Consider the following 25,955-nt stretch of genomic DNA (forward strand, 5'->3'; position numbering starts at 1 on the left):
ATTATATCAAATTCGCTTTGAAGGTTGATTAACCAAGCGGGAAATAACATTTTTTGGTGCTTTTAAACAATCTTTTATACTTTATTTACTATTTTTTGGATAAATTTATAAAAAATTACATAAGGAGAATTGATGAGTTTATACAATAGAAACTATGCAAACTCACACGAACAAGAGTTGGCGAGAGAGTATTCACAAAGCTCGCTTAGCACGTTTATCAAGCAAACTTACCAGCTGTTTGCGGCTTCACTTCTAGCAGCAAGCGTTGGAGCATATGTCGGTCTTGGTATAGCACATATGTTTATAGGAAATTTACCGCTATTTATCGGACTTGTAGTGGTTGAGCTGGGACTTTTATTCGGTCTTATAGCGGCTAAACGCAAAGCTGGGTTAAATTTAGTCCTTCTTTTTGCATTTACTTTTGTTAGCGGTCTTACGCTTACTCCGCTTCTAGCTTCGGTTTTAGCGATGCCGGGCGGCGCTAGCATAGTGGCTCAAGCATTTACGCTTACGACTGTTGCATTCGGCGCTCTAAGTGTATTTGCGATGAATACAAAAAGAGATTTTACAGCTATGGGCAAGATGCTTTTCATCACTCTAGTAGTAGTGATAGTAGCGGCTATTATGAACCTATTTTTCAAAAGCCCGATCTTCCAACTTGCTATCTCGAGCGTAAGTGCGGTTTTATTTAGCGCGTATATCCTTTATGATACGCAAAACATCATTCGCGGCAACTACGAAACTCCGATAGAAGGAGCTGTTGCGCTATATCTTGACTTTGTGAATTTATTTACTTCACTGCTTCAAATTTTAGGAATTCTAAACAGAGAATAAAATGAGCGGCGATTTAAATGAGCGCATTTACAGAGTAATCGACGCAAATTTAAATAGACTCAAAGAGGGTTTAAGAGTCGTTGAGGACATAAGAAGATATGTCTTTGACGACCTTGCTCTCTCTTCTCAAATCAAAACACTCAGGCATAAAGCCAAAATCGACTCAAGCGAATTTATCAAATTTCGCGATGCTACAAACGACGTGCTAAAACCAAGCATAAAAAGCGAATTTGACAGAGCGAATTTAACCGATTTGCAAATAGCAAATTTAAAACGAGCGCAAGAGAGCGCAAGAGTTTTGGAAGAGTGTTTTAAGCTTATCGACACTACAAATTCGGAAATTTTTAAATCCATCAGATACGACCTTTACGAAATCGAAAAAGAAATTTAGAGAATTTTTAAAACTTTTTTAGTATAATCGCTACTAATTATTTTCAAATTTAAAGGATTTTTTGTGAGTTCATTCTTTTTGGTTTTACAATTCATTTTAGCAGCGATTCTAACGGTTGCCGTTTTGCTTCAAAAGAGCTCTTCTATCGGACTTGGCGCATATAGCGGAAGTAACGAAAGCCTCTTTGGTGCAAAGGGACCTGCGGGATTTTTGGCTAAATTTACCTTTGTTGTGGGAGTTGTCTTCATCCTAAACACGCTTGCTTTAGGCTACACTTACAACACGCAAACTAAAAAATCGCTAATCGACAACGTAGATACAAAAAACATCGTAGTTCCGGCTCCTAGCGCAACTCCTGCTGCACCTGTCGCACCTACAGCGCCTGCTGCTCCGGCTGCACCTACAAAATAACTTTACGGATAAAAAGTGCTTAAAAATATCTGCTTAAAATTTTGCCTAGCGTTTTTGCTTGCGGCAGGCTCTCTTTGGGCCGATGCGCATATATTTAACTATCACAGATTTAATGATCCAAGGCATCCAAGCACAAATATCTCTAATGAAAATTTAAGAGAGCAGTTTGACTTTTTCAAAAACAACGGATACGAGGTCGTGCCGCTTTCAAAACTGGTTGATGCGCTTAAAAACGGCGAAGAAATTCCTGATAAATGGGTAGTTTTAACGGTAGATGACGGATACAAGAGCTTTTATGAAAACGGGCTTCCGATATTTATCGAGTACGGATATCCGTTTGCCTTGATGGTATATGTTGAGGCAAGTGCTAAAAAATACGGCGACTTCATGACCTTTGAGCAGATCAAAGAGGCGGCAAAATACGGTGAAATCGGTTATCACTCATACGGGCACCTTCACATGGTTGGTCTTAGCCATGATAGACTAAAGTACGACTTTGAAGACGGGATTAGAATTTTTGAAAAGCATATGGGATATAAACCAAAATACTTTGCCTATCCATACGGAGAATACAACGATAAGATAAGAAATATGTCCGTAGAATACGGGCTTGAAGTCTTGCTAGCTCAAAACTCAAGCGCAGTTGGCACAGGCAGCGACCTGCTTGAGCTTGATAGAACCCCGCTTATGGACGGAACCGATCTAAAGGCGGCTCTTGCGATCAAATTTCTAAAAGCCGACTGGATTATGCCAAAAGACTATCCCAAAAACAATAAAATAGACGAAGTTATCATCAAAACCGAAGAGAACGCCTCTTTCGGACATTTTTCAGCCACAGGTAGAGGAACTAAAAAGGTAAAGCTTCAAGACGGCACGATGAGTGTCAAATTTAAAGAGCCGATCGACAGATACAAAGTAAGAATGAGCCTAAAAGTAAACGGCAAAACCACAACAAAAATTCTAGTAAAGGACATAAATGCTGAATGAAATTTATAACAAACAAAAAGAGTCTTGCGATAGATGTATAGACGGCCTTAAGCGCGATTTCTCAACACTTCGCACAGGCAAAGTAAATATAAGCATAGTTGATAACATCTTTGTTGATTATTACGGAAGTGCAACTCCGCTAAATCAAGTTGCAACCGTGCTAACAAGCGACGCAAGCACGATTAGCATAACTCCATGGGAGAAATCTATGCTAAAAACTATCACAGCAGCGATCTCTGCGGCAAACATCGGTGTTACGCCTAACAACGACGGCGAGAGCGTGAAGCTATTTTTCCCTCCGATGACGGTTGAGCAACGCCAAGAAAACGCAAAACATGCAAAAGCCATGGGCGAAAAAGCAAAAGTAAGCGTTAGAAACATAAGAAAAGACGCGAACGACGAGATCAAAAAACTTGAAAAAGACAAAGCCATAACCGAAGACGAGAGCAAAAAGGCTCACGACGAGGTTCAAAAGATAACCGACACATACACAACTAAAATCGATAATTTAGTAAAAGAAAAAGAGGCCGAACTTCTTAAGATATAAGATATTTGCCCGTATTTAACGGGCAAATTCTCTCCTTTGAAACCAATCCAATATAATAATTGTTATTGTAACTTAAGTGCTTATTTGCTAAGATTTTGCTTAAATTTTTAAGGGGTTTTTATGATGAATTTAGAGCAAATTTATAAAGAGGCGGGCGCTTATCTTAAGGGGCATTTTCTGCTAACGAGCGGCAACCATTCGCGGTTTTATCTGCAAAGCGCAAAAGTGCTTGAAAATCCGATGATAGCGGGCAAACTAGCCGATGATCTAGCTCGCGTGATAGCTGAGTCTGGGGTAAAATTTGACACTGTGTGCTCGCCTGCGATAGGCGGAATTTTAGCAGGATACGAGCTTGCTCGCGCAGCAAAAAAGAGATTTATATTTACAGAAAGAGTTGATCGCGTGATGACTCTGCGTCGCGGCTTTGAGGTGCATGAGGGCGAGAAATTTATCATCTGCGAAGACATCATCACCACTGGCGGCTCCGCACTTGAAGCGGCAAACATCATAAAAGATCTTGGCGGAGAGGTTGTCGCGTTTGCGGCACTTGCCAACCGAGGATTTTGTCCGTTAACAAATTTAAAGAGTGAGCGTAAGCCAAGCTGCAAGCTACCAAGCGATCTGCCGATATTTGCGCTTGGAAATTTTGAGTTTGAAATTTACGAACCGCAAAACTGCCCGCTATGCAAGGATGGTATCATAGCCATAAAACCCGGCAGCAGAGGCAACTAAAATTTCCGTGCGGGCTTGGTAGGGATAAATTTAGCTCTACTAAACCGCACGGACTTCATATCAAAACAGGAGAAAATTTGGCAAAGCAAAAAGCAGTCATCGCAAGCATTCCTTCACGCATAAAAGCCTTTATAACCGATGTTTTTTTCATACTTATGCCGATTCTTTACATCACGACTTATGCCGTTTTAGACGGCAAAAATGAGTTTCAAAACAACCAGCTCGCGATCTTTATCACGAATTTTTTATTCGGCGTTATCATCTGCCTTTTTCAAAGCATCAAAGCGCAAACTCCGGGCTACAAAAGCCAAGATATCTACCTTGTAAATTTAAAAAACGGACAAAAACTGGGCTTCTTTCACGCTCTGCTTCGCTACATCTGCTTTGTTTTGGCAGGCTTTAGCTTGGTTGGAATTTGCCTATGCTTTTTCCGTAAAGACAAGCTAAATTTACACGATCTACTTACAAACTCCGCTGCCGTTAGCAAAAAGCAATCTATTTAATCGCGACGTATAAATTCCATCTACCGTTTTCATGCGCGATATTTTGAGTCTTGTTAAATCCAGCTTCTTTTAACATATCAAAAAGATCATCAGCCAAACAAACGCGCATGTTTGGTACTATTTTCTCCCAAATTTTGGCTTTTTCATCTAGCGCCAATTCTGCGAATATATAAAACGAGCCACCATGTTTTAAAACTCTGTATATCTCTTTTAAATTTTGCCTTAAATCAGGCCAAAAATATATCGTCTCAAAGGCAGTTATAATATCGAATTTACCGTTTTCAAAAGGCAAATTTTCAACCGAGGCCTCCAGTATCTGCATCTTACCATCACTAACGGCTTCTTGGTTAAATTTCTTACTATATTCTACGCAGTCCTTAGAGTAATCCACACCAAAAACCTGTCCGATTTTTAGTTTGGTTGCGATATTTTTGAGATTGAGCCCTCCTCCACAACCGACATCAAGCACGCACATATCGTCTTTTATCTCAATCTTAGACAGTGCCCAAATTTCAGCTTTTTTGTGTCCTTTGTTCATAAGATTTAAAAATAGTCCAGAGAACCTGCCTTCCGGCTTAGAAAATTTTTTAGTTATAAAATCTAGCATTAAAGATCCTTTGCTTGGATTATACTTTTTCGTAACCAAAATTTAAATTAATAGTCTTTATCAACTATATTCAAAATAAAAGTGTATTTATTTTGAAAGAAAAGCCAAATATTAGGCTTTTGCTCCATGGTTTAGTAGTTTTCTTGAGCCTAGTTTTGTATCAACTCCACTTATAATAGCATTATAAATATATTCTTTTGCCTTTTTAATAGCATCTTCTATACTATTTCCTTGGGCTAAAAGACAAGCCAATGAGCTAGAAAAAGTGCATCCCGCCCCAATAATAACCAAAGGATCGGCTAAAAGGGTCTCAAAACTACTTACACTTCCGTCTTTGCCATACAGAATATCTATGCTTTTATTATCTAATATATGCTTTTTTACTACGGTATCGCAAGGCAAATTTGAAAAATCACCACCAAAAAGCACCTTAGCTTCACGCAAATTCGGAGTTGACACAGTGGCAAATCGCATAAGTTCCTTTAGTTTCTCAATTGCGCTATCCTTAATTAGCCTATGTCCCATCTTTGATACACATACAGGATCTAAAACTACAGGAGCCTTATTGTGATGTAGAAATTTCTCCACTACATCCATTATCTCTTTATTAAAAAGCATACCGATCTTAACAGCATCAAAATCAAACTCGGCACTAAGCATATCAAGCTGATCTTTTACAAAATTTGCATCAAGCGAAATTATATTCTTTATCTTATTGGAATTTTCAGCAGTTAGTGCTGTGATTGCGGTAGCTGAATAGCAACCAAAATGTGAGCAAGCCTTGATATCAGCTTGAATTCCAGCTCCACCATTGCTGCAAGAGCCTGCGATGATTAAAATTTTTTTCATCTAATACCTTTGGATAGCAAATTAAAATAATATTATATGAATAAAATTTAAAATATATATAAAATCTCAAATATGTCAAGTTTTATCCGATACATAAATTTTCTATTTAAAAACAATGATAATTCAAAAAATAAAATTATAAATAGAAATTTTAGCACCTTTTTTAGAGTGCGATTTTTCTTGAAAATACATTAAAAGTACTGATCTATCACTAGCTTTTAGAAAATTTATGAGGCTCTTTTTATAGTCGCTACATCTATTCCAATATGCCAAAGTTGAATAAGGTATTTGTGTTATTTCACTCACTTCTTTTAAAGTCATGTTTTAATTACCTCCAAATTGTTTTTTATTTTTATCTATTCAGTAAAAGCCTAAAAGGCAAATTCTAACCAAAGTGGCACCAGCTATCAGCCGGACGCAAAAGTGTTTCAAAGCCCAAAAGGCAAATTCTAACTATCGAGCAGTAAGAATGTTTGGCTGGGTTGCGTGGGTTTCAAAGCCTAAAAGGCAAATTCTAACTATGACACCGCACCTATTGTGTGATTGTATTTTTAGTTTCAAAGCCTAAAAGGCAAATTCTAACACTTGAATTAGATGAACTAGAGGAAAAACTAGGATAGTTTCAAAGCCTAAAAGGCAAATTCTAACAAACCAGCTATAGCAGTAGCTAGATATAAATAGTTTCAAAGCCTAAAAGGCAAATTCTAACTAGTTTAGAATGGTTCGCTAAAGATAAAAGAAAGAAGTTTCAAAGCCTAAAAGGCAAATTCTAACATGCTGACCCTCAAAAATCTACAGAAGTTTTTAGGTTTCAAAGCCTAAAAGGCAAATTCTAACCCATAAGGTAAAAAAGAAACATCTTTAAATGTTGTAGTTTCAAAGCCTAAAAGGCAAATTCTAACTATATAAGTTATCATTGTTATAGCCTGGCAACATGTTTCAAAGCCTAAAAGGCAAATTCTAACAGCACTCAAATATAAAACTGCAAGGCAGTTTGTAGATAAAAGTCTATATGCATTTACCTTATAAATAAATTAAAATTGATATTGCTAAAATACTTAAAGCCCAAAATTACGAGTATTCAAAAATCTTAAGCAAAGCTTTATTTATATACAAAACCTTCGTATGGTGCATTTTCGCATATACATTTTTTAAGCCGGTTTGCTTCTCTGCGAATAATCTGTCTCCATGTAAGCTTTTGCCCTCCTACTTCTATCTGGTCCGTTAGTTTAGATATCATTTTCATCTCTATTTTTTGCACTGCATCATTTGTAAATTTTATTCTTCCTGCATTAGTCTCAAAATCTTTTGCAGTAATCTCTTTTTTATTCAACATCGAAAATATTAGAGTATCGCCCAGAATAGGTTTAAAAATCTCAGCCAAATCCAAATGCAAGCTTAAAGAGCGATAGTTTGGCTCGTGCAGAAAGCCGATCCTAGGATCAAGCTCGGTCTTATAAATTTCACTCAAACACACATTGTAAATACGCGTATTTACATAACTTATAAAGCTATTTATCTTATCGGCCGGAGGGCGCTTGGAGCGGACTGTAAATTTAAAGCTCTTTTGATTAGATATTATTTCATTCCACTCTTCATAATATAACTTTTGAAAAGAACCCTCAACAGCCATTATTTCAGGTATTGTTTTAGCGACTTCAAGTGCTGATATATGGGGATTGGTATCAAATTTTACTCCGTGTCTTTTACAGTTAAGTGCATCGTTTAAAATATGAGCTCTTGTTATCTCTCTAGCTATGTAGCTTCTCTTAATTTCATCGTCAAAAGATCTTAATTGCTGCAAAAGCACAAATCCGCTTTTATTTACCGAATTTGAAGTATTTGGGAAAAAATTACCACGAAAGCTCTGATAAGGGCTAAATATATGCAAAAGCACATTATTATCAGCCAAAAATGCCATAGTATAGCTATCCATATCAACTTTTGCCAGTATATAAATTTCATCTACGGCATTAATGGGCAAAATTTTAGTCGCTACAACCGACATTTCATCATCATATTTATCAAAATATATATTATTATCCTGTCGTCTTAATCGCCCGGAATTTAAAATAAAGTGCGCTCTATCGTTCTTTTGCATATTTTATCCTAGCTAAAAAGTGATTGATTTTTATCCTGCCCGATAACTATTCGATCTGAATATTTAAGTGAGTTAAATGTATATATTATGATAGAATCAAGCTCTTTTACGCACTCTTTTTGCAAGATTGCAGTTAGCTTCTTAAAATCACTTTGCCTTATCTCGCCTTCAAAAACAGAAAACTGCACACGCGGAAGATATTTTTCCACTGCTTTTCTTATGCGATTTGCATTGTTTTTCTCTTTAGACTCTACACCCATAATATCGTAAAATAGTATTACATACAAGGCTTATCTCACATACAATAATTTCTATATGCGCAATTATCGCATATCTTTTTATACTCAAATTTTGGAGCAGTTGGCATATTTACAAGTTTTTCTATATCTATTAAAATCTCTTTCATCATATTTAAATTTTCTTCGCTTGCATCCACTAAAAACACGGTTTTACCACTTACTAGTTTGCCTTTTACCTCTTTTAGTTTTAATCCAATTTTTAAAACATAAAGATAAAACAAAAGCTGCATCTTGCCCGCTTCCGGATTTTTTAAACTCTTTTTGTATTCGGTTACCAAATAGTGTCCGCGCTCTTTTGAAAGTTTATCAAATTTTAGATTTGCAAAGGCAAAATCTTGTAAATTCTGCTCTTTTATCTCTGCCATCACTCTGCCTAAAGCCATATTTTCATCTTCTTGATCTGGATATATATGGTGTGCGTAAAGCCAAGCTTCACGCTTGCAGGTAATATAATAATTGACCAGAGTACCGGCTATTTGATCCTTGCTAAACATTACATAAAAGCCTCTTCGATAATAGTTAATTCAGGCAAAAATCCATCTTTTTTGTTATAAAAATCACTTGGAGGTAAAATATATCGTCCAAACATCTCTTTTATATTGCATTTTATTCGCAAAATTAAGTTTTCACTAACCGATATAGTATATAATCCCAGATCTTTTTCCAGATCTTTAATACGTGCAATAGCTTCAAATTTATCATCGTATGCTTGCAAGATAGTCTCTCTATTTTCTAAAAATTTATTAAACTGCCCCTCTTCTTGCTCTATAAAAAGCGACACCTTCCAAGGCTGATTTGGCATAAAATTACAGTTAAATTTTGTAAATAATGTTTGAAAATCCAAATTTTTAGCATAATCTAGCAAATTTATACTAGTAGTTTCATATTTCGTATTATTAAAATATCCTTCTAAAATATCGTAAATTTGGCTCTCTTTTATATTGTTAGATAAAATTTCTTTCATTTTTTTCTCTTGCAAATCCGTATTGTGATACGGAAGTGAAATATTATCTAAATAATCAAAAACAATAACGTCCGAGATTTTATTAACCCCCTCTCGATTTACTCTGCCTGCAGTCTGAATAATAGCACCAAAAGGGGCAAATTCACGAAATCCAACGTCAAAGCTAAGATCAACTCCAGCCTCTATAAGTTGTGTTGAAATCAAAATAATCTTATCTTCATCATTGCACAACTTCAATCTAATCTCATTAATCAACTCAATTCTATGAAGCGGAATTTGGTGAGTAGTCAAAAGATAAATATTTGCCTTATTTTCAATTTCTTTTTTTATCATTTCGTATAGTTTTTTAGCCTTAAAAATAGTATTAACAACACAAAGAACATTTCTATTTTTATTCTTTAAAATTTCATCTTTTAAATTTTCAAAATCACTCAAATTTGACCTATAAATAAGTTTATATCTATCTTGCTTTTGACTATAAAATTCTGGCACAGAAAGCTCGGTAAAATTTTCAAGTTCGGCTTGAATATGCGGCATAGTAGCCGACATAATAATAAAGTGAATGTTGTATCTCTTTGCAAACTCATTAAAGGCGATAGAAATCGGCTTTAATAATACTCTGGGTATATTTTGTATCTCGTCTATTATTATAACGCTATCCCTAAGTGTTTCAAGCTTTAAATTATCCCTATTGTGATTCGAAAAAAATATATAAAATAATTGATTAAAAGTAGTCACGATAAAATTTTCTTGCCAGATATCTGCTAAAAATATTTTTTGCGAAAACTGTTCTTTTTCATCTTCCTCGCTATAATTTATGGATTTTTGTGTATATTTTGTCAGATGATGGTATTTCAAAACACTATCTTTACCTATCACATTTTCATATACATAATGTGTCTGATCTATTATAGAAGTAAATGGAATGGCTGTTATTATGCGCCTTTTATTACCTTTTATTTTAGAAATTTCTAAGGCCAAACTAAGAGCTAAAAATGTCTTGCCGATACCGGTTGGGGCTTTGATTAAAAATTTGTCTTTTTCAGTATTGTTTTTAAAATTTTTAAAGATTACTTCTCTGGCTTTTGTTTTGTAATTATTCGTATCTTTTTTCTGCTTTTCATTTATTATTTGACTTATTTTATACAAATAAAAATCAATTTTTTCTTTACTTAAAATATCCACATTACTATATGGCTTAGAAAATATAGCTTCAAATTTATCTGCTAAAATTAATCGTGAATATCGCTTTTTAAAAATAAAAAAGTTGTCTAAATTTTGAAATTGCTTAAAATTTCTTTCTAACGCTAAAAAATATTTCATAAAACTACGAATATTAATATTTGCATCTATTTTAGCAATTTTACAAATATCTTGAGATGTCTGAACTTTTTGATTGATGCTATCTTTAAAATTAATTACAGATAGATAGCCTTTTATAAATTCTAGAATATCAGGTAGGTCGGAGTGATGCTTTAAAATGCTAAAAAAATTAGCTAAGAAATTTATATTCTTGTTTTCTTTAACAAAAAAATATATAAAAGCGCTTTCTAGCGTATGTGTTGTCTTTAGCTTCTCTCTTGCCTTTTTAAATTCTTCTTTAGATTCAAAATCTTTTGTTTCAAGATTAATGTATGTTTGAAATTTATCAGCAAGTTTAGCTATGTCGTGATAAGAACTTGTCTCGATATGATCTAAATCATCGCCAAAACTATTATTTATATTGCCAATATGCGAATTATATGGCTTTTTTGGATGAGAATTAAATTGATCGGAAATCTCCATTATACAAATCTGCAATGATAAATTTTATCGCCACAAGTTATTTTAAAAGCTTCAATATTTTTAGCTCTTATTTTATTGTTAGATAAAATCAAATTTTTACTTGCGATGGGCGATCTGTCGGCATCTAAAGCAGTAGCAAAACTTAAAGGCGAGTATAAAACACCATCCTCAAAGTCTATATTTTTTATATCGCTTTCCAATAAAAATGAGTCTATGCTGACCTCATCAAAATATAAATTGTCAAATTTATTTATTTCTAAAAATTCAAAATTGCCGGCAAATTCACTATTGCCAAGATAAAATGAAAATTTACAAATTCTATTTTTAAGATTATGAATCGCCTCGGCTTCAAGCTCAAATTCATCAATAAAGATGATATACCCGGGGTTAATCAACAGCTCCCTATTGATCGGTTTTTGAGGAGCTTTTATATCCCTAAGTCCATTTGCTATTTTTTCTATATTAAATTTAAGCAAATTATTAATATGAGTTTTTGTATTTTTGGTGTAATCGTTTATATAATTTTGTGAAAAAGTCTTTTTTGTGATTGAATTGCCTAAAACTACACTGTATTTAAAACCTGAAAACTTACTATTGTTTAAATAATCCTCTACTCCAAGCAAAGCCGCAAGCATTCCTGAAACAGCTGTCTTTGGCGGAATAGGCAAAGTAATATTTTGACTAATACCCAAGGGGTCTTTGAAGCAAGCAAATTTTCCCCAAACTTTAAAAGCGAACATTATAATTCTTTAACTTCTAAATTGATGCTTATATTTTTAAAATTATCAATATATTGTTTTGCTGTTTCATCATAAAAAATCACAACTTTTTCTATCTTTTCACTCATGCTTCTTAGTGAGTTTATTAAATTTGTAAAATTTAATTCACACTCATTAAAACTACGAAGCTGTTGCGAATTTTCATTATCAATTCTTACAAGCTCATCAAGTAATCCTATCATATAAGTATCTTTATAAATTACTCTAATAAGCATTCTAGGTTTTTGACCGACCTTACTTCTGGTATTTAGCAACTTTGTTCCTTGCCACATAGAATCAAGCATATCAGCAACATCATCTTCGCTAGCATTTGATTTTTTAGCATTTATCGAGTTTATAGTGCCATACATAGCAAACAATCCGTACGGAATATAATTATCTGTTCTAAAAGTCTTATTTTGGCTATTGTCCTTTCCAAAAGCGCCTGTTCCTTGGGATAAAATAGTCTCGGTTTCATTTAAAGACTTTGTCCACGAAAACTGCACTGCTCCGATAATTTGGATATTGCTTTTGGGCGCAACTCCACCAAAAAGTCTATTATCTATACAGCTTAGAAAAACTTCTTTATCATCTTTTAGCTTTAGTGCATTTTTAAGTTCTGCAAATCTAGTCTCCGCAGATTGTACCTGCTCTGCATTATTTACAAAAATAGTTCTTTCTTTTCTATTTTGGAGATCATCTCTAATTGTTCTTTTGACCCTGACATCACTTACTACAGCCTTTCTATCGCTTTCATCATATCTTGGCGCATTATCATTTAGCATATCACCATTGGGATTTGTCATTTTCGCATCCCACAAAAATAAAATTTCACTATGTTTTGCTAACTCACTCATACTATTCTCCTTTTTTTATTTCTTTAGCTTCTCTTTTAAATTTTGCGTAATCATTAAAGCCTCTAATAAAGGCATATGAAATCTCTTGTTGAGATATTTTAGTATTTTTATCATAATTGAAATGTGTAGTAACAAGCTGGGACAAATTACTATCTTTAAAGTTACCAAGTCTTAACTTTCTTTCAAATTCATTTGCTTTATTAAAAATTTTCTTTAAATTAACCTCTATTATTTTTTGATTGGAAAGCCATTTTTCAAAAGTCTTATTTCCACTAGAAACTTCCGAATACAAAGAGTTATTGATTATACTTTTAGAGTAAGCACCTATTAAATAAGCTCCTTTAATTAATCCGTTATCAAAATAATCAGGATGTAGTTCCAATAATTTTTCAAAATATTCAGAAAAAAGTTCCATTTTTATCCTTTATCGCATCTATTTTTTTTAAAAACTCTAAAATTTTATCCTCATTTTCAACATATTTTCTTGGATATACTATCCAGTCTTTTACATCTTTTTTTTCAGAATTCATTCTTTTTTTATTCGCTGCATCAAATTCTCTAAAGTGCTCAAATCTCTTTAGAAGCTCTAAATAATCTATCTTTAAATAGCCCAAAAGCAGCTTTGCCAAATAAATTCTTTCCTGAAAAATTTTATTTTCTAATCCCTTTAAACCATTACTGTTTTTAAACTGCTCAATATTTCTAAAACAATCTCTCAAATACGTGTATTTTATATTTTGATCTTCATTTTTCACTACGTATAAACTATCACTTATATAATTATCTTTCATTAAATTTGCCACTTGTCTTATTCTGCTAGGTATTATGTCTTCTAGTGTAGAAAATATCTGAACAGATAAATTTGTAATATTAACTTTAGTAAACAGTATATCAAGTGTTAGGTTATCTATATACATAACTTTTTCTACTTGATCTTCAAGTGACCAGATAAAACTCTCTTCTCTAGAAGCAAAGCTTTCTAAGTTATTTTTAGATTCTTTCAAGGAATATAACATATCATTGAAAACTTCTTTATCAAAATTTAACATTGATGGAATTATTATATACTCCAGCCCTTTATAGTAAAATTTGAGATTATTTACAGCAAACATCCAGCCTTTTTTTATGGCCTTTGCAGTATCTTTTGACATAGGCATTTTATCTATCATTTGCACTTTAAAAATATCATCGTAATTATCCATAGTAAAAAATTTTATATTTGGGCTATACCCGCATAGTTCTTTTTTTCCACTGATAATGTCTATCTGCTCTTTAAAAAAAGGTTTATCATTTTTATCTTTTATATGAGGCTCCACAAACTCATCTATATAGTTTTTTAAAACTTCGGGCATAAGCTCATAAAAAGTCTTGCCATTTATTAATAAAACAAGAAAATAATCATTTTTTTGATATGATTTTAAGTCAAGCTCATCAACTTTGTAATTATTTATATATTCAAATACAATTTTTGCTAAAGCAATATTGTTATCATTCGCATAAATCATAATAGAATTTTTTATAGTATGAGAGATGGCTTGAAATTTTTTATATAGGTCGCTTTCATCCTGATACTCATAATTTGGATATAGATAATATGAATTACTAGTGCCTCCGATTTTTTTAGTAAAAAATGTTTTTAGATTATCTAAAGATGACGTAGAAATAATCGGTTTATCTATTAATTTACCATCTTGTATTTTAAAATCAACAACCAAAGTTGTATATTCACTCTCCTTAAAATTATGATTTTTGATCATATCTTTGATTTTGTCATCATCTATTAAAATACCGATTTTATAAAGTTTATGCGCCAGTCCCATAAATTCATTATCCTGAAATATTTTAGAATAATTTTACATCTTTATATATTAAAAATATCTTATATTGCTTTGTAATTTAAGAAAATTATGATATTATTTCTACCGTAAAAGAAAATTTTACTCTTTTAGGGTTTGAAATTATTGATGTGTAATTTAATTAATTAATTTTCTTTTACAATCTCCAAAAATCCGGTGCCAACGCTCATGCACCCGCTTCCAACACCTGTATCAAGTATCAAATTTATCATCTCGCTACTAGCCTTTATTTCCCATATAGCCTGCCATGCACGCATTGGCGCATTATTATTACCATAATAAAATAAAACAGGTTTATAAAGGTTTTGCCATTTCAAAATAAGCTCAAATTCGCCGTCATATTCATATCCTTTTATAGTCTCAAATCTCTGCAATGCATTAGTTTTCATCATTTCAAGATGTCTTGAATCCTGTGGCTCAAGATAAATTTTATAGCCCAAAAGTCCTTGTATAGCGCAAGCCGCATAACCTTTTAACAAAACGCTCTTACCTTCTAGCTCATTAACTCTATGAGATGATATTGATATGTTAGTGTCTAGCAGATAAATTTCGCCTAGCTTAAGACCGTTTTTTAAAATTTCCATGGCAATAAGCTCTTCAAATTTTGGCTCATACGAGGTAAATCTTATCCGTAAATTTAAACCTCTCAAACTAAAATCAAAATTTGTTTTTTTAAATATTTTGCCTGTCTTTTTATGTCTATATCCGATATGCTCGCTTTCTGGTAAGTTATGATATATGAAGCCTTGTATAAGCTCTGGCAAAATTTTTGCAACCTTAATATTTGTAGTAGGAAGTTTAGAATTTATAATAAGCATACTTGATCCTTTAAATTTTTAACGCTATAAATTATAGATTATATTAGATAAATTTTTAAATTATTAACTTTAAGTTGAGTTAAAATTTAACCCCCTAAGATATGATTTCATTGTCCGACAAGAAAAACCTCCTTTTTGTAACAACTCAAATACGCTCCTTATTTTAGGGGCGTATTTTTTCTCCTTAAACTTTTTCTGATATAATCTTTTAAAACATTAAAGGAAGTAAATGCTAACACATATAGATGAAAAAAATCGTCCAAAAATGGTAGATGTAAGTGAAAAATCGATAACTACGAGAATAGCTGTAGCAAGCGGAATAATCAAAATGAGCGAAGCTGCATTCAATGCTATCAAAGAAAATACCGGCAAAAAGGGTCCTGTATTGCAAACAGCAGTAGTAGCGGCAATAACAGGAGCAAAAAAGACAAGCGAACTAATCCCGATGTGCCATCCTCTACTAATAAGCGGTATAGATTGCGATATAGTAGAAATCCCGGAAATTACCGCATTTAAACTCATAGTAAGCGTCAAGATAGACGGCAAAACAGGCGTGGAGATGGAGGCGCTAACCGGAGTTAGCATAGGCCTTTTAACTATTTACGACATGATAAAGGCTATTGATAAAACCATGCAGATAACAGACATAATGCTTGAAAGTAAAAGCGGAGGTAAGAGTGGCGAATATTTGCGAGTTAAATAAAGAGCCAAAGATAGAATATCCAAATTTTTGGGAATATAAAGTAATATTTGAAAAAGATCAAAATGTACATAAAATCGTGCTTGATATTGTAGGTGACAGAGAGCATAAGTTAGTTGTCTCAAAATCAAGCAAAGAGGGCAAATATACAAGCTACAATCTAAGTGTTATAGTCAATTCCAACGAGGAGCGCTTAGAGCTATTTTCGGCCTTAAGGCATGTTTCAAAATACGTATTATAGGAGATATTATGCAAAATAAGATTTTTTTACATACAATCGCGGAAAACAAAGATAATCCTCAAATTTTAGTTTTGATTAGAGAGCTTGCTTTCGATCTTGGCAAGAAAAAATTCAAAGATATCAAATGTCAAAAAGAGCTAAATCAAGAGCTTTTACATACTTTTTCAGATATGTGCCAAATCTTAAAAAGTGAAAATTTACTAAATGCAAAAAGTATATCAAACCTTATAGACGGACTTATAGATGCCTCTACAGAATCAAAAGAACAGTTTTTATATAGGCTTATTTACGAAAAAGAACAGGTAGAAAAGCAAATTTTAAACCAAAAAAACGATATAAAAGATAGCATAAAAAGCTCTCTTGAAGCAGTCGAGAACTATATCCAAGACAGCGATTTTGAAAACAAAAACGAGATAATAGGCAAAATAAATGATGCGATGTTCCTTGATCTGCAAATGCTTGAGATATTGAAAGAAACAACAGAAACCGCTTTTTTAACGACGATAGAAAAGGGAGAAGATGTAAGAGATACCGCTACGGAAATAGCCAAAAACATCGTTTACGGCGCAATAAATGAAGGAAATTTTAACAAACAAAGATTTTTAGAAATTTCAGGAAGTGTTATAGAAACTGCGACGGTAATAGCAAACGAGGATCATCTGTTTGCCAAAGATCTGATATATGGAGCTATCGTAGGCTCAAAAGACGGGGTTACAAAGTCTATTGAAAAATTTAAAGACGATATGAAATTTGCTCCGGATAGCCAAATTTTAGTAAATTCTGTTAAAGATTTAATAGGAATAGAAGAGGACTTTATTCAGATGCTAAAAGACTTAATGGCACAGACCGAAGAGCCATCAGCGAGCATAATAAACGATATTTTAGAAGATTCTCTTGATAGCTACTATGCGAAATTTAAACGTATTCAAAACGAGCTAAGCGAACAATTAAACATTAGGCTAGAAGAGCTTAAAACAAACGAAAATATCAACAAATTTGTCAAAACAGCAACTATGAAATTTGAAGAGCTTAAACGCGAACTTGATGAAAAAAGCGAGAAGCTAAAAGAGAATTTTGATGCCAGTAAAAAGCTGGAATCACTTAAAAAAGAGATAGATGAATTTGAGAAAAAAGCTGGTGAAAAGATGGAAAATTTAAGCAGTAATTTAGGAGAAAATTTAAAAAGCAAGTCAAAAGAACTAGGAGAAAAATTTTATAAAGCTGCTGAAAATTTCATAAAAAATACAAAAGAAAAAATAGGTATCAAAGATGATGACAAGAATGGGCTAAACTAATTAGCCCATATTTTTAGAGATTATATTCTGCAAAAAAATAACAAATAAAACAAAATACTGAATTATGAAGTAATTTGATCACTAGCTGCGCTTAAAGAGTTCACCTACATCGTGATTCTTGGATTCAGTCCAAGGAATATCAAAAAATTTAACTTTCTGAAATCCAATAAGACTTGCGACTAAATTCGAAGGAAACATCTCAACGGCATTATTATATATCTCAACTGCCGAATTATACGCTCTCCTGGCAGCTGAAATTTGTTCTTCTACTTCATTTAAACTCTCTTGTAAGTAGAGCAAATTCTCATTTGCTTTTAGCTCAGGGTAAGCTTCAAGCATAAGCTGAATGTTTGGCAATAAATTTGAAATTTTAGCATTTAAATCAAATTTTTCTTGTTGAGTTTTTGCATTTTTAGCTTTAGACCTCAGCTCTGTGATCTTTTCTAAAAGCTCTCTTTCGTGAATCAAATATTGATTTGCAGTAGCCACTAAATTTGGAAGCAAATCATATCTGCGCTTTAGTTGAACATCAATTCCAGCCTCAATATTTGCCACTTGATTTTTTTTGGAAATTAATGAGTTATAAATAATTATTGCATAAACGGCTAAAATAGCAACAAAGATCAATAACCACATAAAATTTCCCATTACAACCCTTTAAAATACCTAATTTAAATTATAACAAAACAATACTTATTTTATATAAAATAATAAAAATCTCTTTAAAAATTTTAATATATTAATCTTTGAATTTTATGTACCTTAAAAAACTTAAAAACTAAAAAAAATACGTCAAAGAAAAAATTTAAAATATCTCTTAAGACGCATAAAACTAAATTTTACTCCTTAGATTTTGCCATTCTGCGGCGAATTGTAGGGTCTAGATAGCGCTTTCTAACGCGGATATTTACAGGAGTAACTTCAACTAGTTCGTCCTCTTCGATCCACTCAAGCGCACGCTCAAGGCTAAGCTTGCGAGGCGGCACCAGCTTGATCGCATCATCGCTTCCGCTTGCACGCACGTTGGTTAAATTTTTGCCCTTGATCGGGTTTACGTCAAGGTCGTTTGGACGGCTGTGCTCGCCGATTATCATGCCGACATAAACTTTAGTTTGCGGATCGACAAATAGCACACCGCGATCTTGCAGGTTAAATAGCGAATACGCAAGCGTCACGCCGTTTTCCATAGATACAAGCGCGCCATTGCTTCTTTGATCCACGCTTCCGCTTAACGGGCGAAATTCCAAAAAGCTATGGTTCATCACACCTTCGCCTTTAGTATCTGTTAAAAACTGGCTTCTAAAGCCGATTAGTCCGCGCGCAGGGATTTCAAATTCGATCCTGGTTTGTCCGTCGCCTGTCGGATGCATGGAGACCATCTCAGCCTTTCTGCGTCCGAGTTTTTCGATAACAGTTCCGCTAAACTCATCAGGCACATCGATCACAAGCAGCTCAAAAGGCTCGCATCTCACGCCGTTAATCTCCTTAACGATAACTTCCGGCCTGCCAAGACAAAATTCAAAGCCTTCGCGGCGCATATTTTCAGCCAAAATCGTTATCTGAAGCTCACCGCGTCCGCTAACTTTGAATTTACCCTCGCCTTGGTTTTCATACTTCATCGCGATATTTGTCTTCATCTCGTTTGATAATCTCTCATCGATCTTATTTGACGTTACGTGCTTGCCCTCGGTTCCTGCAAGCGGGCTATCGTTAACTGAAAAAACAACGCTTAAAGTTGGCTCTTCTATGCGAAGCGGATCAAGCGGCATAGGAGAATTCGGATCAACTATGCTATCGCCCACATCAAGCGCGTCAAATCCAGCAATCGCTACGATATCACCAACTCCGGCTTCGTCTATATCGCGTCTTTCAAGTCCTAAAAATCCGATGAGTTTTGAAATTCTACCTGTTGTTTTCGTGCCGTCTGCTTTAGCTAGCATTACGTTTTGATTTTTGGAAATTTTGCCGTTAAAGATACGCGCGATTCCGATCTTACCGACATAGTTGTCATAATCAAGCGTGAAAACTTGAAGCTGTAAAGGATTTTCCAAATTTCCGCTAGGCTCAGGAACATGCGCCAAAATTGTCTCAAAAAGCGGTTTCATATCGACGTTTTCATCACTTAGCGCGTATTTTGCGTATCCGCTTCTTGCAGCTGCGTATATGACAGGAAATTCCAGCTGCTCGTCATTTGCTTCAAGTGCTACGAAAAGATCAAAAATTTCATTTACTACGCGGTCAGGATCGCCTGCAGGCTTATCTATCTTGTTTACCACAACTATCGGGCGAAGTCCTAAAGAAAGGGCTTTTTTAACCACAAATTTCGTCTGAGGCATAACGCCTTCTTGTGCATCCACAAGCAAAAGCACGCCGTCAACCATCTTTAGCACGCGCTCAACCTCGCCGCCAAAGTCCGCGTGGCCCGGAGTGTCGATGATGTTTATCTTTGTGTCTTTGTATCTTATCGCGGTATTTTTTGAAAGGATCGTGATACCACGCTCTCTTTCGATATCGTTACTATCCATAACACGCTCGCCGACTGACTGGTGCTCGCTAAAGGTGCCTGATTGTTTAAGCAGCTCATCGACCATCGTCGTCTTGCCGTGATCGACGTGTGCGATAACGGCTATATTTCGTATATTTTCCAAAACCAAATCTCCAATCTATTTTCATCTAATAAGAGGCGATTTTATCTAAAAAATACTAAAATTTTGTTTTATTGTTTGCCGGACAAACTTTATATAAATTTAAAATAAGATTGATATAATTTCACAAGGCATCAATTTAATTATTATAATAGGTATCGTTTCCTATGCTTAAAGCACAAAATCTTAGCCTTAAAATCGACGATAAAATCATTCTGCACCCTCTCGATTTAGAATTTAAAAGCGGTAAAATTTATGGACTTATAGGACATAATGGATCTGGCAAGTCCTCTTTGATAAAAATTTTGGCAAAACAGCAAAAAGAATATCAAGGCAGCGTATTTCTGGACAATAAAAACATAAAAAAGTATCACTCTAAAGAATTTGCAAAAAAAGTCGCCTATTTGCCGCAAATTTTGCCTGATACCTCTTATTTAAACGGTTTTGAATTAGTAAGCATGGGCAGATATGCTCATCAAAGCGGGTTTTTAAGAGATAGATTAAAAGATAATAATATAGTTATCAAATGCCTAAAGATTACAAAAACACTCAATTTTAAAGATCAAGAGGTTCAAACCCTATCAGGGGGCGAAAAATCTCGCCTCTTTTTAGCAATGCTATTGGCTCAAGAGAGTAAATTTCTCTTGCTTGATGAACCTTTAGCTCCACTTGATATCTCATATCAAATAGAAGTTATGAATCTTATATCAAAACTTTGTAAAGAGCTTAAGATAGGCATTATTATCGTTATTCACGATATAAACCTAGCCTCGCTTTACTGTGATAAACTAATAGCTTTAAAAAATGGAAACATAGTATTTAACGATGATGCAAAAAACGTTATGAATAAAGATAAACTAGAGCAAATTTACGGTATTCAGGCTTATATCATAGATCATCCGATCAAAAATCAACCTATAGCGATATTTTAAATGCGTATATTATTAATATTTCTTGTCACAATCCAAATGATTGTCGCCGACTTTAAAAAAGTTGTGGCGATAGATTGGACTGCGGCTGAAATTTTAGGCTCTCTCGGATACGAAATAGCTGCTATAGGAGATAAAAGAAATTATAAAATTTGGGTTAAAGAACCCGAGCTTTCAGAAAATGTAGTCGATCTTGGACTTAGAATGCAACCGAATTTAGAAAGCCTTATAAAGATCAAACCAGACATCACTATTATCCCTTCGTTTTTTAAATTTCATCAAAATACACTATCTCAATACTCCAATGTAGCTGTAATAGATGCATATAAAGATGGTAATTTATATGAAAATTTAATTAATGCAACAAAAGAGATAGCACAGCTGATAGACAGGGAAAAAGAAGCTGCGAATTTAATAAGTAGAAATGAAGAAATTTTTAAAATTTTAAAAGATAAGGTCAAATTTTTTACCTCTGCTCCAATAGCAGTAGTTCAGTTTATAGATAGTAAACGACTTAGAATTTACGGCAAAAACAGTATTTACGGTATAAGCCTGGAAAAGCTGGGACTAATAAATGCAATAAAAGATGAATTCGCCACAAATCTTTGGGGTATAGCCACTATACCTCTGACTGCACTTTTTCATCTTCCAAACAACACAAGAATAGTAATAATCAAGCCAAACCCAATAAATATAGAATACGAACTAAAATTTAACAGCATTTACAGAGAGTTAAAATTATTCGAAAATCGAATAGAATTAGATCCTGTTTGGAGTGCAGGAGCTATAGCCAGTATGCAAAAATTCGCTTACAGACTGGTTTTTGAACTAAAAAGCCAGTTAAAATGAAAAAACTGATTTTCACATTATTTGTTATATTTGTGATTTTAGTAGCAATTATTCTTTATTTAGAGGCAATTTCACTTATAGATTATGATTTTCGGATTAGAAAACTTATTATTTTTAACTACACCCTACCTCGTATTGCAGTAGCTTTTATATGCGGGGCTTTTTTGGCAATAGCTACTGCAATCATGGCTCAAATCACACAAAATCCTCTAGCAAGCGATAGCACATTAGGGGTAGGAAGCGGTGCCGGATTTTTCATGTTGACCACAGCCTTATTTTTTCCAAATCTTGAGCCCAATAGTGTATTTAGCTCTTTTTTCGGAGCGATAATGGCGCTAGGAATACTTTTTATACTCTCGCTAAAACAAGGATTTTCAGTCTTTACAACAACTCTTTCCGGTCTTATTATAGGACTGTTTTTCAGTTCTTTGACCACACTTTTATTACTATTTTTTCAAGAGGAGAGCTATTTTGTCACTGTATGGATGAGTGGAGATATGGCTCAAGATGGAGTCATGGACTTTTATCTCATGCTAATTTACTCCGCTCCCGCACTGATTTTAATCTTTTATTTTTCCAGCTCTTTTCATCTTTTTATCTTAGGAGACAGTGCTTGCAAGGCACTTGGGGTAAATATCGAACAAACACGTATAATAGGGCTTTTACTTGCGGCATATCTTACCGCTATAACAGTAGCCTTTGTTGGCATAATAAGTTTTATAGGACTTGGGGCATACACTATAGTAGACAGGTTTAAATTTTCAAATTTCACTTCAAAGTTAGTATACTGCGGACTCTTTGGGGGCTTGCTTCTAGGTATTACGGATGAAATTTTAATGATCGTATTAAAAATAAGCAACATTAATCTACCCGCAGGAGGAATAAGTGCATTTTTAGGCACTCCATTGCTTGTTTGGTTGATATTTTGGGGTATAAAAAACGGCGAAAGTGGCATAAAAACCAAAGCTACAAGAAAGGTAAGAAAAACAGGCAAAACATATCTTTTGATAATTTTATTCATAGCATTGGTTTTTGTTTGCATATTTTCTTTATTTTATGACTCGCAAAATTTTCAAACTGAAATTTTAAATGTTAGAATAAACAGGATTGTAGCCGCGCTCACAAGCGGAATAATGCTTGGTTTAATAGGAGTGGTTTTACAAAGCCTTAGTCACAACTCTATGGCATCACCGGAACTTTTAGGCATTAATTCAGGAGTTAGCTTAGGGGTTTTAATTGCTATGTTTACAGCTCCCTTTTTAACCATACCCCTTGGTGTATCAGGAGCTTTTTTAATGCTGGCTTTTATGATAACCTTAAACTACAAAAACGGAATGCTTCCTCAAAAAGTAATATTAACAGGCATGGCCATAATGGCATTTACAGGATCTGTAGAAAAAATTTTATTGACATGGGGAGATAGCAGAATTTATAACTTTATTAACTATGCCTCTGGTAGCACATATTCAGTAACCTCGACATGGGCATTATTTATGGTCGTAGTAGCTATTTTTAGCACTATAGTAGGATTAATTTACTCAAAAGAGCTAGATATTTTAAGTCTTGGAGATATAAGCGCTTCAAGTCTGGGTCTAAATTTATTTAAATATCGCGGAATCTTATTTTTGTTTTGCGCAGGAGTTAGCTCTATAGCATCTCTTAGCATAGGGCCTATTAGCTTTATCGGACTTCTGGCTCCCCATATAGCATCATTTTTAGGATACCACAAAGCATCCCTAAAGATATTATCAGCCCTTTTAATAGGGGCTATTTTAATGGTGGTATCTGATTTTTTAGGAAGAACGCTAATAAGCCCGTATGAGATACCATCAGGACTTGTTTCGACGATAATCGGAAGTCTATATTTTGTGTTTATGATAAGAAATTTTAGATAACTTCATAAAAAGGAGAAAAAATGAGATGTTGCATAAGAGGTGGCATACTTCTTAGTTTAAGTGCTTGCATGCTTTTAGGAGCTCAAAGTGTAGAATTACAAGAGGTGTCCGTAGTAGGTTCGGTTGCAAAAGGAAGCGGTAAAATAGAATTTATGCAGCCAAACTCGACATCCGTAATTACTAAAGAAACAACTATGGAACAAGGAGCTACACAAATTGATAATGCCATAAAGTATGAGGCGGGTTTTATAAATCCTTACGGAACCGATCTTGATACTACGGACTGGATTAAGCTTAGAGGATTTAACGCCACAATTACCATGGATGGCGCCACTCCTTATAAGGGCGGCTATTTAGGAACTCAACACGATATTTACGGACTTGAGAGCATAGAGATAGTAAAAGGTGCCAATTCACTTCTTTACGGTGCTTCAAGTAGCGGAGGAGTAATAAATTTGGTAAGCAAAAGACCTACCGTAACTCCATTTGGCGAAATAGGCATTAAGCTCGGAAACAAAAATCAAAGAGGGGTATTTTTTGACTTAAGCGACAATATTTTTACTGATAGAGTCAAGTTTCGCCTCGTGGGAAATTACGAGAAAAAGCATGGGGATGTTGATTTTACGCATAATAAGCACTACTATATAGCTCCTTCTTTGCTATTTTTGCTAGGAGACCATACAAGCCTCACTCTGCTTTCAAGCCACTCTAAAGACAAAGGCACCGGAGTAACGGCGTTTTATCCGTATCCAAACGTGATGAATGTAAAAAGAGGAGTAAGTCCTAGTTCAAGTAGCGATTTTTTAAGAAGAAACCAGAGCTCGTTTGGTTACGAGTTAACACATAATTTTACCGATAGTTTGAAATTTGATTCAAGCTACAAATTTAATAAAGAGGCAAAAGAGCAACTGGCTACGCTTTATGTAGGATTTTTTGGAGTAACGTTAGTAGATGCGAGCGCAAATTCACACACTCTTGATAATCGCCTTACTTACGAATTTAAAGGCGAAAATATCAAAAATTTAACAACATTCGGATTTGATTATCGCAAAATAAAAACTGACGGAATTTATGGCTTTTCCAGCACTGCGGCTTGGCCTATCGGAACAAGACCAAGTGTGGCTAAACCAAATACGGCTTTAAAATACTTCGTAGATCAGTCTCAACTTGGTCTTTACCTAAATAACCAAGCAACCTTTTTTAATAACTTTATAGTAAATGCGGCGATTCGCTACGACAAACTAAAAGAAAATTCCGATACCCTTGGCACTAAAAACGACTACGACATATCAAAAACCACTTATCAAGTAGGATTGATGTATAATCTTGATACGCTTGGACTGATGCCTTTTATAAACTACTCCGAATCATTTACTCCGGTAGTGGGCAGCAACAGTGCCGTAGGATATAAGCCTATAGAAGGCAGACAATATGAAGTCGGCATAAAATACCTTCCTGATTTTGTTGACGGTGAATTTAGCCTATCGTATTTTGATATAGAGGAGAAAAACTCTCTTGTAGGAGGTATGGTTGGCGGACTATATATCCAAAGCCAAGCAGGAAAACAACAAACAAAAGGGTTGGAGCTAAGCTCAAATTTAAACTTAGTTGATAATTTAAATTGGCTTATATCATATACTCACTATATAGACTCAAAAACACATAGCGGGGCAAAGGGAGATATAGTAGCCAAAACTCCTTTAGTTCCTAAAAACACACTATCATCGTTTTTAACATATAAATTTAATATATCCGATAACCAAAACTTAAAATTGGGTGGCGGTATAAGATACACAAGTTCTATTCCCGATGGTAGCGTAAGCGGATATGAGTCCGCATCATATACTTTGCTTGATGCAATGGCTGAGTATCAATATAAAAATTTTAGTGCTTCTATAAACGTAAATAATCTAACAGATAAAGAGTATTTTTCGGGATGCGACGGATACTTTTGCTACTATGGCGAAGGATTGCGCGCCACTTTGACCGCCAAATATAGATGGTAAGCTTAATTGTCAAAGGGTATTTATATCCTTTGACAATACTACAAAAAATAAATTCATCCGATTTTTAATTCTAATCAATTTTGGAATAAATTTTGC

Annotated in this window: 26 protein-coding genes, 1 pseudogene and 1 CRISPR repeat array; of the genes and pseudogenes, 14 read left to right on the forward strand and 13 right to left on the reverse strand. The window is 34.2% G+C overall.

Features of this window, described 5'->3' with window-relative positions; all coding sequences use genetic code 11:
- Window positions 1-132: 132 nt before the first annotated feature.
- From CDOMF_RS10110 to CDOMF_RS10140, 7 genes are all read left to right on the forward strand, one after another.
- Window positions 133-834: a Bax inhibitor-1/YccA family protein gene (locus tag CDOMF_RS10110; protein WP_260951859.1), complete on the forward strand. Its 702-nt coding sequence runs from the start codon at window positions 133-135 to the stop codon at window positions 832-834.
- A 1-nt stretch (window position 835) separates the two neighbouring features.
- Window positions 836-1,225, forward strand: coding sequence for a thiamine-phosphate pyrophosphorylase (locus CDOMF_RS10115; protein ID WP_260951860.1), 390 nt, complete (start codon window positions 836-838; stop codon window positions 1,223-1,225).
- Between the two features lie 63 nt (window positions 1,226-1,288).
- Window positions 1,289-1,636: a preprotein translocase subunit SecG gene (gene secG, locus CDOMF_RS10120; protein WP_260951861.1), complete on the forward strand. Its 348-nt coding sequence runs from the start codon at window positions 1,289-1,291 to the stop codon at window positions 1,634-1,636.
- Window positions 1,637-1,651: 15 nt separating this feature from the next.
- A complete protein-coding gene (locus CDOMF_RS10125) occupies window positions 1,652-2,623 on the forward strand; it encodes a polysaccharide deacetylase family protein (protein ID WP_260951862.1) in 972 nt (323 codons plus the stop codon).
- Window positions 2,613-3,170, forward strand: a complete 558-nt coding sequence (gene frr, locus CDOMF_RS10130) for a ribosome recycling factor (protein WP_260951863.1) — start codon at window positions 2,613-2,615, stop codon at window positions 3,168-3,170. The genes CDOMF_RS10125 and frr overlap by 11 nt, the downstream gene beginning before the upstream one ends.
- A gap of 123 nt (window positions 3,171-3,293) precedes the next feature.
- Complete coding sequence (gene pyrE, locus CDOMF_RS10135) at window positions 3,294-3,902, forward strand: orotate phosphoribosyltransferase (RefSeq protein ID WP_260953182.1); 609 nt, start codon at window positions 3,294-3,296, stop codon at window positions 3,900-3,902.
- Between the two features lie 77 nt (window positions 3,903-3,979).
- Window positions 3,980-4,405 (forward strand): RDD family protein, encoded by a 426-nt coding sequence (locus CDOMF_RS10140; protein WP_260953183.1) that lies wholly within the window; start codon window positions 3,980-3,982, stop codon window positions 4,403-4,405.
- Here the strand turns inward: CDOMF_RS10140 and CDOMF_RS10145 are convergent.
- The 11 genes from CDOMF_RS10145 to CDOMF_RS10195 form a co-directional block, all read right to left on the reverse strand.
- Entirely contained in the window at window positions 4,398-5,012 is a 615-nt protein-coding gene (locus CDOMF_RS10145) for a class I SAM-dependent methyltransferase (RefSeq protein WP_260951864.1), read from the reverse strand. The genes CDOMF_RS10140 and CDOMF_RS10145 overlap by 8 nt on opposite strands.
- 111 nt (window positions 5,013-5,123) lie before the next feature.
- Window positions 5,124-5,861: a hydroxymethylpyrimidine/phosphomethylpyrimidine kinase gene (locus tag CDOMF_RS10150; protein ID WP_169975696.1), complete on the reverse strand. Its 738-nt coding sequence runs from the start codon at window positions 5,859-5,861 to the stop codon at window positions 5,124-5,126.
- Between the two features lie 361 nt (window positions 5,862-6,222).
- Window positions 6,223-6,826: a CRISPR direct-repeat array (repeat unit 29 nt; unit sequence GTTTCAAAGCCTAAAAGGCAAATTCTAAC).
- Between the two features lie 137 nt (window positions 6,827-6,963).
- Complete coding sequence (gene cas1, locus CDOMF_RS10155; RefSeq protein WP_260951865.1) at window positions 6,964-7,962, reverse strand: CRISPR-associated endonuclease Cas1; 999 nt, start codon at window positions 7,960-7,962, stop codon at window positions 6,964-6,966.
- An 8-nt stretch (window positions 7,963-7,970) separates the two neighbouring features.
- Window positions 7,971-8,249 carry a CRISPR-associated endonuclease Cas2 gene (cas2, locus tag CDOMF_RS10160; protein ID WP_260951866.1) on the reverse strand — a complete coding sequence of 93 codons (279 nt, stop codon included), beginning with the start codon at window positions 8,247-8,249 and terminating at the stop codon, window positions 7,971-7,973.
- 8 nt (window positions 8,250-8,257) lie between these two features.
- Window positions 8,258-8,755 carry a CRISPR-associated protein Cas4 gene (gene cas4, locus CDOMF_RS10165; protein WP_260951867.1) on the reverse strand — a complete coding sequence of 166 codons (498 nt, stop codon included), beginning with the start codon at window positions 8,753-8,755 and terminating at the stop codon, window positions 8,258-8,260.
- On the reverse strand, window positions 8,755-11,010 hold the full coding sequence (gene cas3, locus CDOMF_RS10170) for a CRISPR-associated helicase Cas3' (RefSeq protein ID WP_260951868.1): 2,256 nt from the start codon (window positions 11,008-11,010) through the stop codon (window positions 8,755-8,757). The genes cas4 and cas3 overlap by 1 nt, the downstream gene beginning before the upstream one ends.
- Window positions 11,010-11,750 (reverse strand): CRISPR-associated protein Cas5, encoded by a 741-nt coding sequence (cas5, locus tag CDOMF_RS10175; protein ID WP_260951869.1) that lies wholly within the window; start codon window positions 11,748-11,750, stop codon window positions 11,010-11,012. The genes cas3 and cas5 overlap by 1 nt, the downstream gene beginning before the upstream one ends.
- Complete coding sequence (cas7b, locus tag CDOMF_RS10180; protein ID WP_260951870.1) at window positions 11,750-12,625, reverse strand: type I-B CRISPR-associated protein Cas7/Csh2; 876 nt, start codon at window positions 12,623-12,625, stop codon at window positions 11,750-11,752. The genes cas5 and cas7b overlap by 1 nt, the downstream gene beginning before the upstream one ends.
- Before the next feature lies 1 nt (window position 12,626).
- On the reverse strand, window positions 12,627-13,040 hold the full coding sequence (locus tag CDOMF_RS10185; protein WP_260951871.1) for a hypothetical protein: 414 nt from the start codon (window positions 13,038-13,040) through the stop codon (window positions 12,627-12,629).
- Window positions 13,024-14,445 carry a TM1802 family CRISPR-associated protein gene (locus CDOMF_RS10190; RefSeq protein WP_260951872.1) on the reverse strand — a complete coding sequence of 474 codons (1,422 nt, stop codon included), beginning with the start codon at window positions 14,443-14,445 and terminating at the stop codon, window positions 13,024-13,026. Before CDOMF_RS10190 ends, CDOMF_RS10185 begins: the two co-directional genes overlap by 17 nt.
- 161 nt (window positions 14,446-14,606) lie before the next feature.
- Entirely contained in the window at window positions 14,607-15,299 is a 693-nt protein-coding gene (locus tag CDOMF_RS10195; protein ID WP_260951873.1) for a CRISPR-associated endoribonuclease Cas6, read from the reverse strand.
- 229 nt (window positions 15,300-15,528) lie between these two features.
- Here CDOMF_RS10195 and moaC point away from each other — a divergent pair, with 229 nt between their 5' ends.
- From moaC to CDOMF_RS10210, 3 genes are read left to right on the forward strand one after another with little or no spacing between them, the layout of a single operon-like run.
- Complete coding sequence (moaC, locus tag CDOMF_RS10200) at window positions 15,529-16,002, forward strand: cyclic pyranopterin monophosphate synthase MoaC (protein ID WP_260951874.1); 474 nt, start codon at window positions 15,529-15,531, stop codon at window positions 16,000-16,002.
- Window positions 15,977-16,240, forward strand: coding sequence for an HP0495 family protein (locus CDOMF_RS10205; RefSeq protein WP_260951875.1), 264 nt, complete (start codon window positions 15,977-15,979; stop codon window positions 16,238-16,240). Before moaC ends, CDOMF_RS10205 begins: the two co-directional genes overlap by 26 nt.
- 8 nt (window positions 16,241-16,248) lie before the next feature.
- Entirely contained in the window at window positions 16,249-17,535 is a 1,287-nt protein-coding gene (locus CDOMF_RS10210; protein ID WP_260951876.1) for an apolipoprotein A1/A4/E family protein, read from the forward strand.
- Between the two features lie 81 nt (window positions 17,536-17,616).
- On the opposite strand, the gene CDOMF_RS10215 is transcribed toward CDOMF_RS10210, so the two are convergent.
- Window positions 17,617-18,183: a LemA family protein gene (locus CDOMF_RS10215; protein WP_442863511.1), complete on the reverse strand. Its 567-nt coding sequence runs from the start codon at window positions 18,181-18,183 to the stop codon at window positions 17,617-17,619.
- A 191-nt stretch (window positions 18,184-18,374) separates the two neighbouring features.
- On the reverse strand, window positions 18,375-20,183 hold the full coding sequence (gene typA / locus CDOMF_RS10220) for a translational GTPase TypA (protein WP_260951878.1): 1,809 nt from the start codon (window positions 20,181-20,183) through the stop codon (window positions 18,375-18,377).
- A 164-nt stretch (window positions 20,184-20,347) separates the two neighbouring features.
- On the opposite strand from typA, the pseudogene CDOMF_RS10225 reads away from it, so the two are divergent.
- The 4 genes and pseudogenes from CDOMF_RS10225 to CDOMF_RS10240 all read left to right on the forward strand — a co-directional run.
- A pseudogene (locus CDOMF_RS10225) lies at window positions 20,348-20,854 on the forward strand (ABC transporter ATP-binding protein); the annotation flags it as partial.
- Window positions 20,855-21,112: 258 nt separating this feature from the next.
- Window positions 21,113-21,958, forward strand: a complete 846-nt coding sequence (locus tag CDOMF_RS10230) for an ABC transporter substrate-binding protein (protein ID WP_260951879.1) — start codon at window positions 21,113-21,115, stop codon at window positions 21,956-21,958.
- Complete coding sequence (locus CDOMF_RS10235) at window positions 21,955-23,853, forward strand: iron ABC transporter permease (protein ID WP_260951880.1); 1,899 nt, start codon at window positions 21,955-21,957, stop codon at window positions 23,851-23,853. Before CDOMF_RS10230 ends, CDOMF_RS10235 begins: the two co-directional genes overlap by 4 nt.
- Before the next feature lie 20 nt (window positions 23,854-23,873).
- Entirely contained in the window at window positions 23,874-25,859 is a 1,986-nt protein-coding gene (locus CDOMF_RS10240; protein WP_260951881.1) for a TonB-dependent siderophore receptor, read from the forward strand.
- Window positions 25,860-25,955: the final 96 nt, after the last annotated feature.

The sequence above is a fragment of the Campylobacter sp. RM16187 genome (genome assembly GCF_025319965.1).
Lineage (GTDB): Bacteria > Campylobacterota > Campylobacteria > Campylobacterales > Campylobacteraceae > Campylobacter_A.

What these genes read in the sequence shown, in the direction of transcription:
- CDOMF_RS10110 (WP_260951859.1), top strand. Translation starts at nt 133, where the DNA reads ATGAGTTTATACAATAGAAACTATGCAAACTCACACGAACAAGAGTTG.
- CDOMF_RS10115 (WP_260951860.1), top strand. Translation starts at nt 836, where the DNA reads ATGAGCGGCGATTTAAATGAGCGCATTTACAGAGTAATCGACGCAAAT.
- frr (WP_260951863.1), top strand. Translation starts at nt 2,613, where the DNA reads ATGCTGAATGAAATTTATAACAAACAAAAAGAGTCTTGCGATAGATGT.
- pyrE (WP_260953182.1), top strand. Translation starts at nt 3,294, where the DNA reads ATGAATTTAGAGCAAATTTATAAAGAGGCGGGCGCTTATCTTAAGGGG.
- CDOMF_RS10145 (WP_260951864.1), bottom strand. Translation starts at nt 5,012, where the DNA reads ATGCTAGATTTTATAACTAAAAAATTTTCTAAGCCGGAAGGCAGGTTC.
- CDOMF_RS10150 (WP_169975696.1), bottom strand. Translation starts at nt 5,861, where the DNA reads ATGAAAAAAATTTTAATCATCGCAGGCTCTTGCAGCAATGGTGGAGCT.
- cas1 (WP_260951865.1), bottom strand. Translation starts at nt 7,962, where the DNA reads ATGCAAAAGAACGATAGAGCGCACTTTATTTTAAATTCCGGGCGATTA.
- cas4 (WP_260951867.1), bottom strand. Translation starts at nt 8,755, where the DNA reads ATGTTTAGCAAGGATCAAATAGCCGGTACTCTGGTCAATTATTATATT.
- cas3 (WP_260951868.1), bottom strand. Translation starts at nt 11,010, where the DNA reads ATGGAGATTTCCGATCAATTTAATTCTCATCCAAAAAAGCCATATAAT.
- cas5 (WP_260951869.1), bottom strand. Translation starts at nt 11,750, where the DNA reads ATGTTCGCTTTTAAAGTTTGGGGAAAATTTGCTTGCTTCAAAGACCCC.
- cas7b (WP_260951870.1), bottom strand. Translation starts at nt 12,625, where the DNA reads ATGAGTGAGTTAGCAAAACATAGTGAAATTTTATTTTTGTGGGATGCG.
- CDOMF_RS10185 (WP_260951871.1), bottom strand. Translation starts at nt 13,040, where the DNA reads ATGGAACTTTTTTCTGAATATTTTGAAAAATTATTGGAACTACATCCT.
- CDOMF_RS10190 (WP_260951872.1), bottom strand. Translation starts at nt 14,445, where the DNA reads ATGGGACTGGCGCATAAACTTTATAAAATCGGTATTTTAATAGATGAT.
- CDOMF_RS10195 (WP_260951873.1), bottom strand. Translation starts at nt 15,299, where the DNA reads ATGCTTATTATAAATTCTAAACTTCCTACTACAAATATTAAGGTTGCA.
- moaC (WP_260951874.1), top strand. Translation starts at nt 15,529, where the DNA reads ATGCTAACACATATAGATGAAAAAAATCGTCCAAAAATGGTAGATGTA.
- CDOMF_RS10210 (WP_260951876.1), top strand. Translation starts at nt 16,249, where the DNA reads ATGCAAAATAAGATTTTTTTACATACAATCGCGGAAAACAAAGATAAT.
- CDOMF_RS10215 (WP_442863511.1), bottom strand. Translation starts at nt 18,183, where the DNA reads ATGGGAAATTTTATGTGGTTATTGATCTTTGTTGCTATTTTAGCCGTT.
- CDOMF_RS10230 (WP_260951879.1), top strand. Translation starts at nt 21,113, where the DNA reads ATGCGTATATTATTAATATTTCTTGTCACAATCCAAATGATTGTCGCC.
- CDOMF_RS10235 (WP_260951880.1), top strand. Translation starts at nt 21,955, where the DNA reads ATGAAAAAACTGATTTTCACATTATTTGTTATATTTGTGATTTTAGTA.
- CDOMF_RS10240 (WP_260951881.1), top strand. Translation starts at nt 23,874, where the DNA reads ATGAGATGTTGCATAAGAGGTGGCATACTTCTTAGTTTAAGTGCTTGC.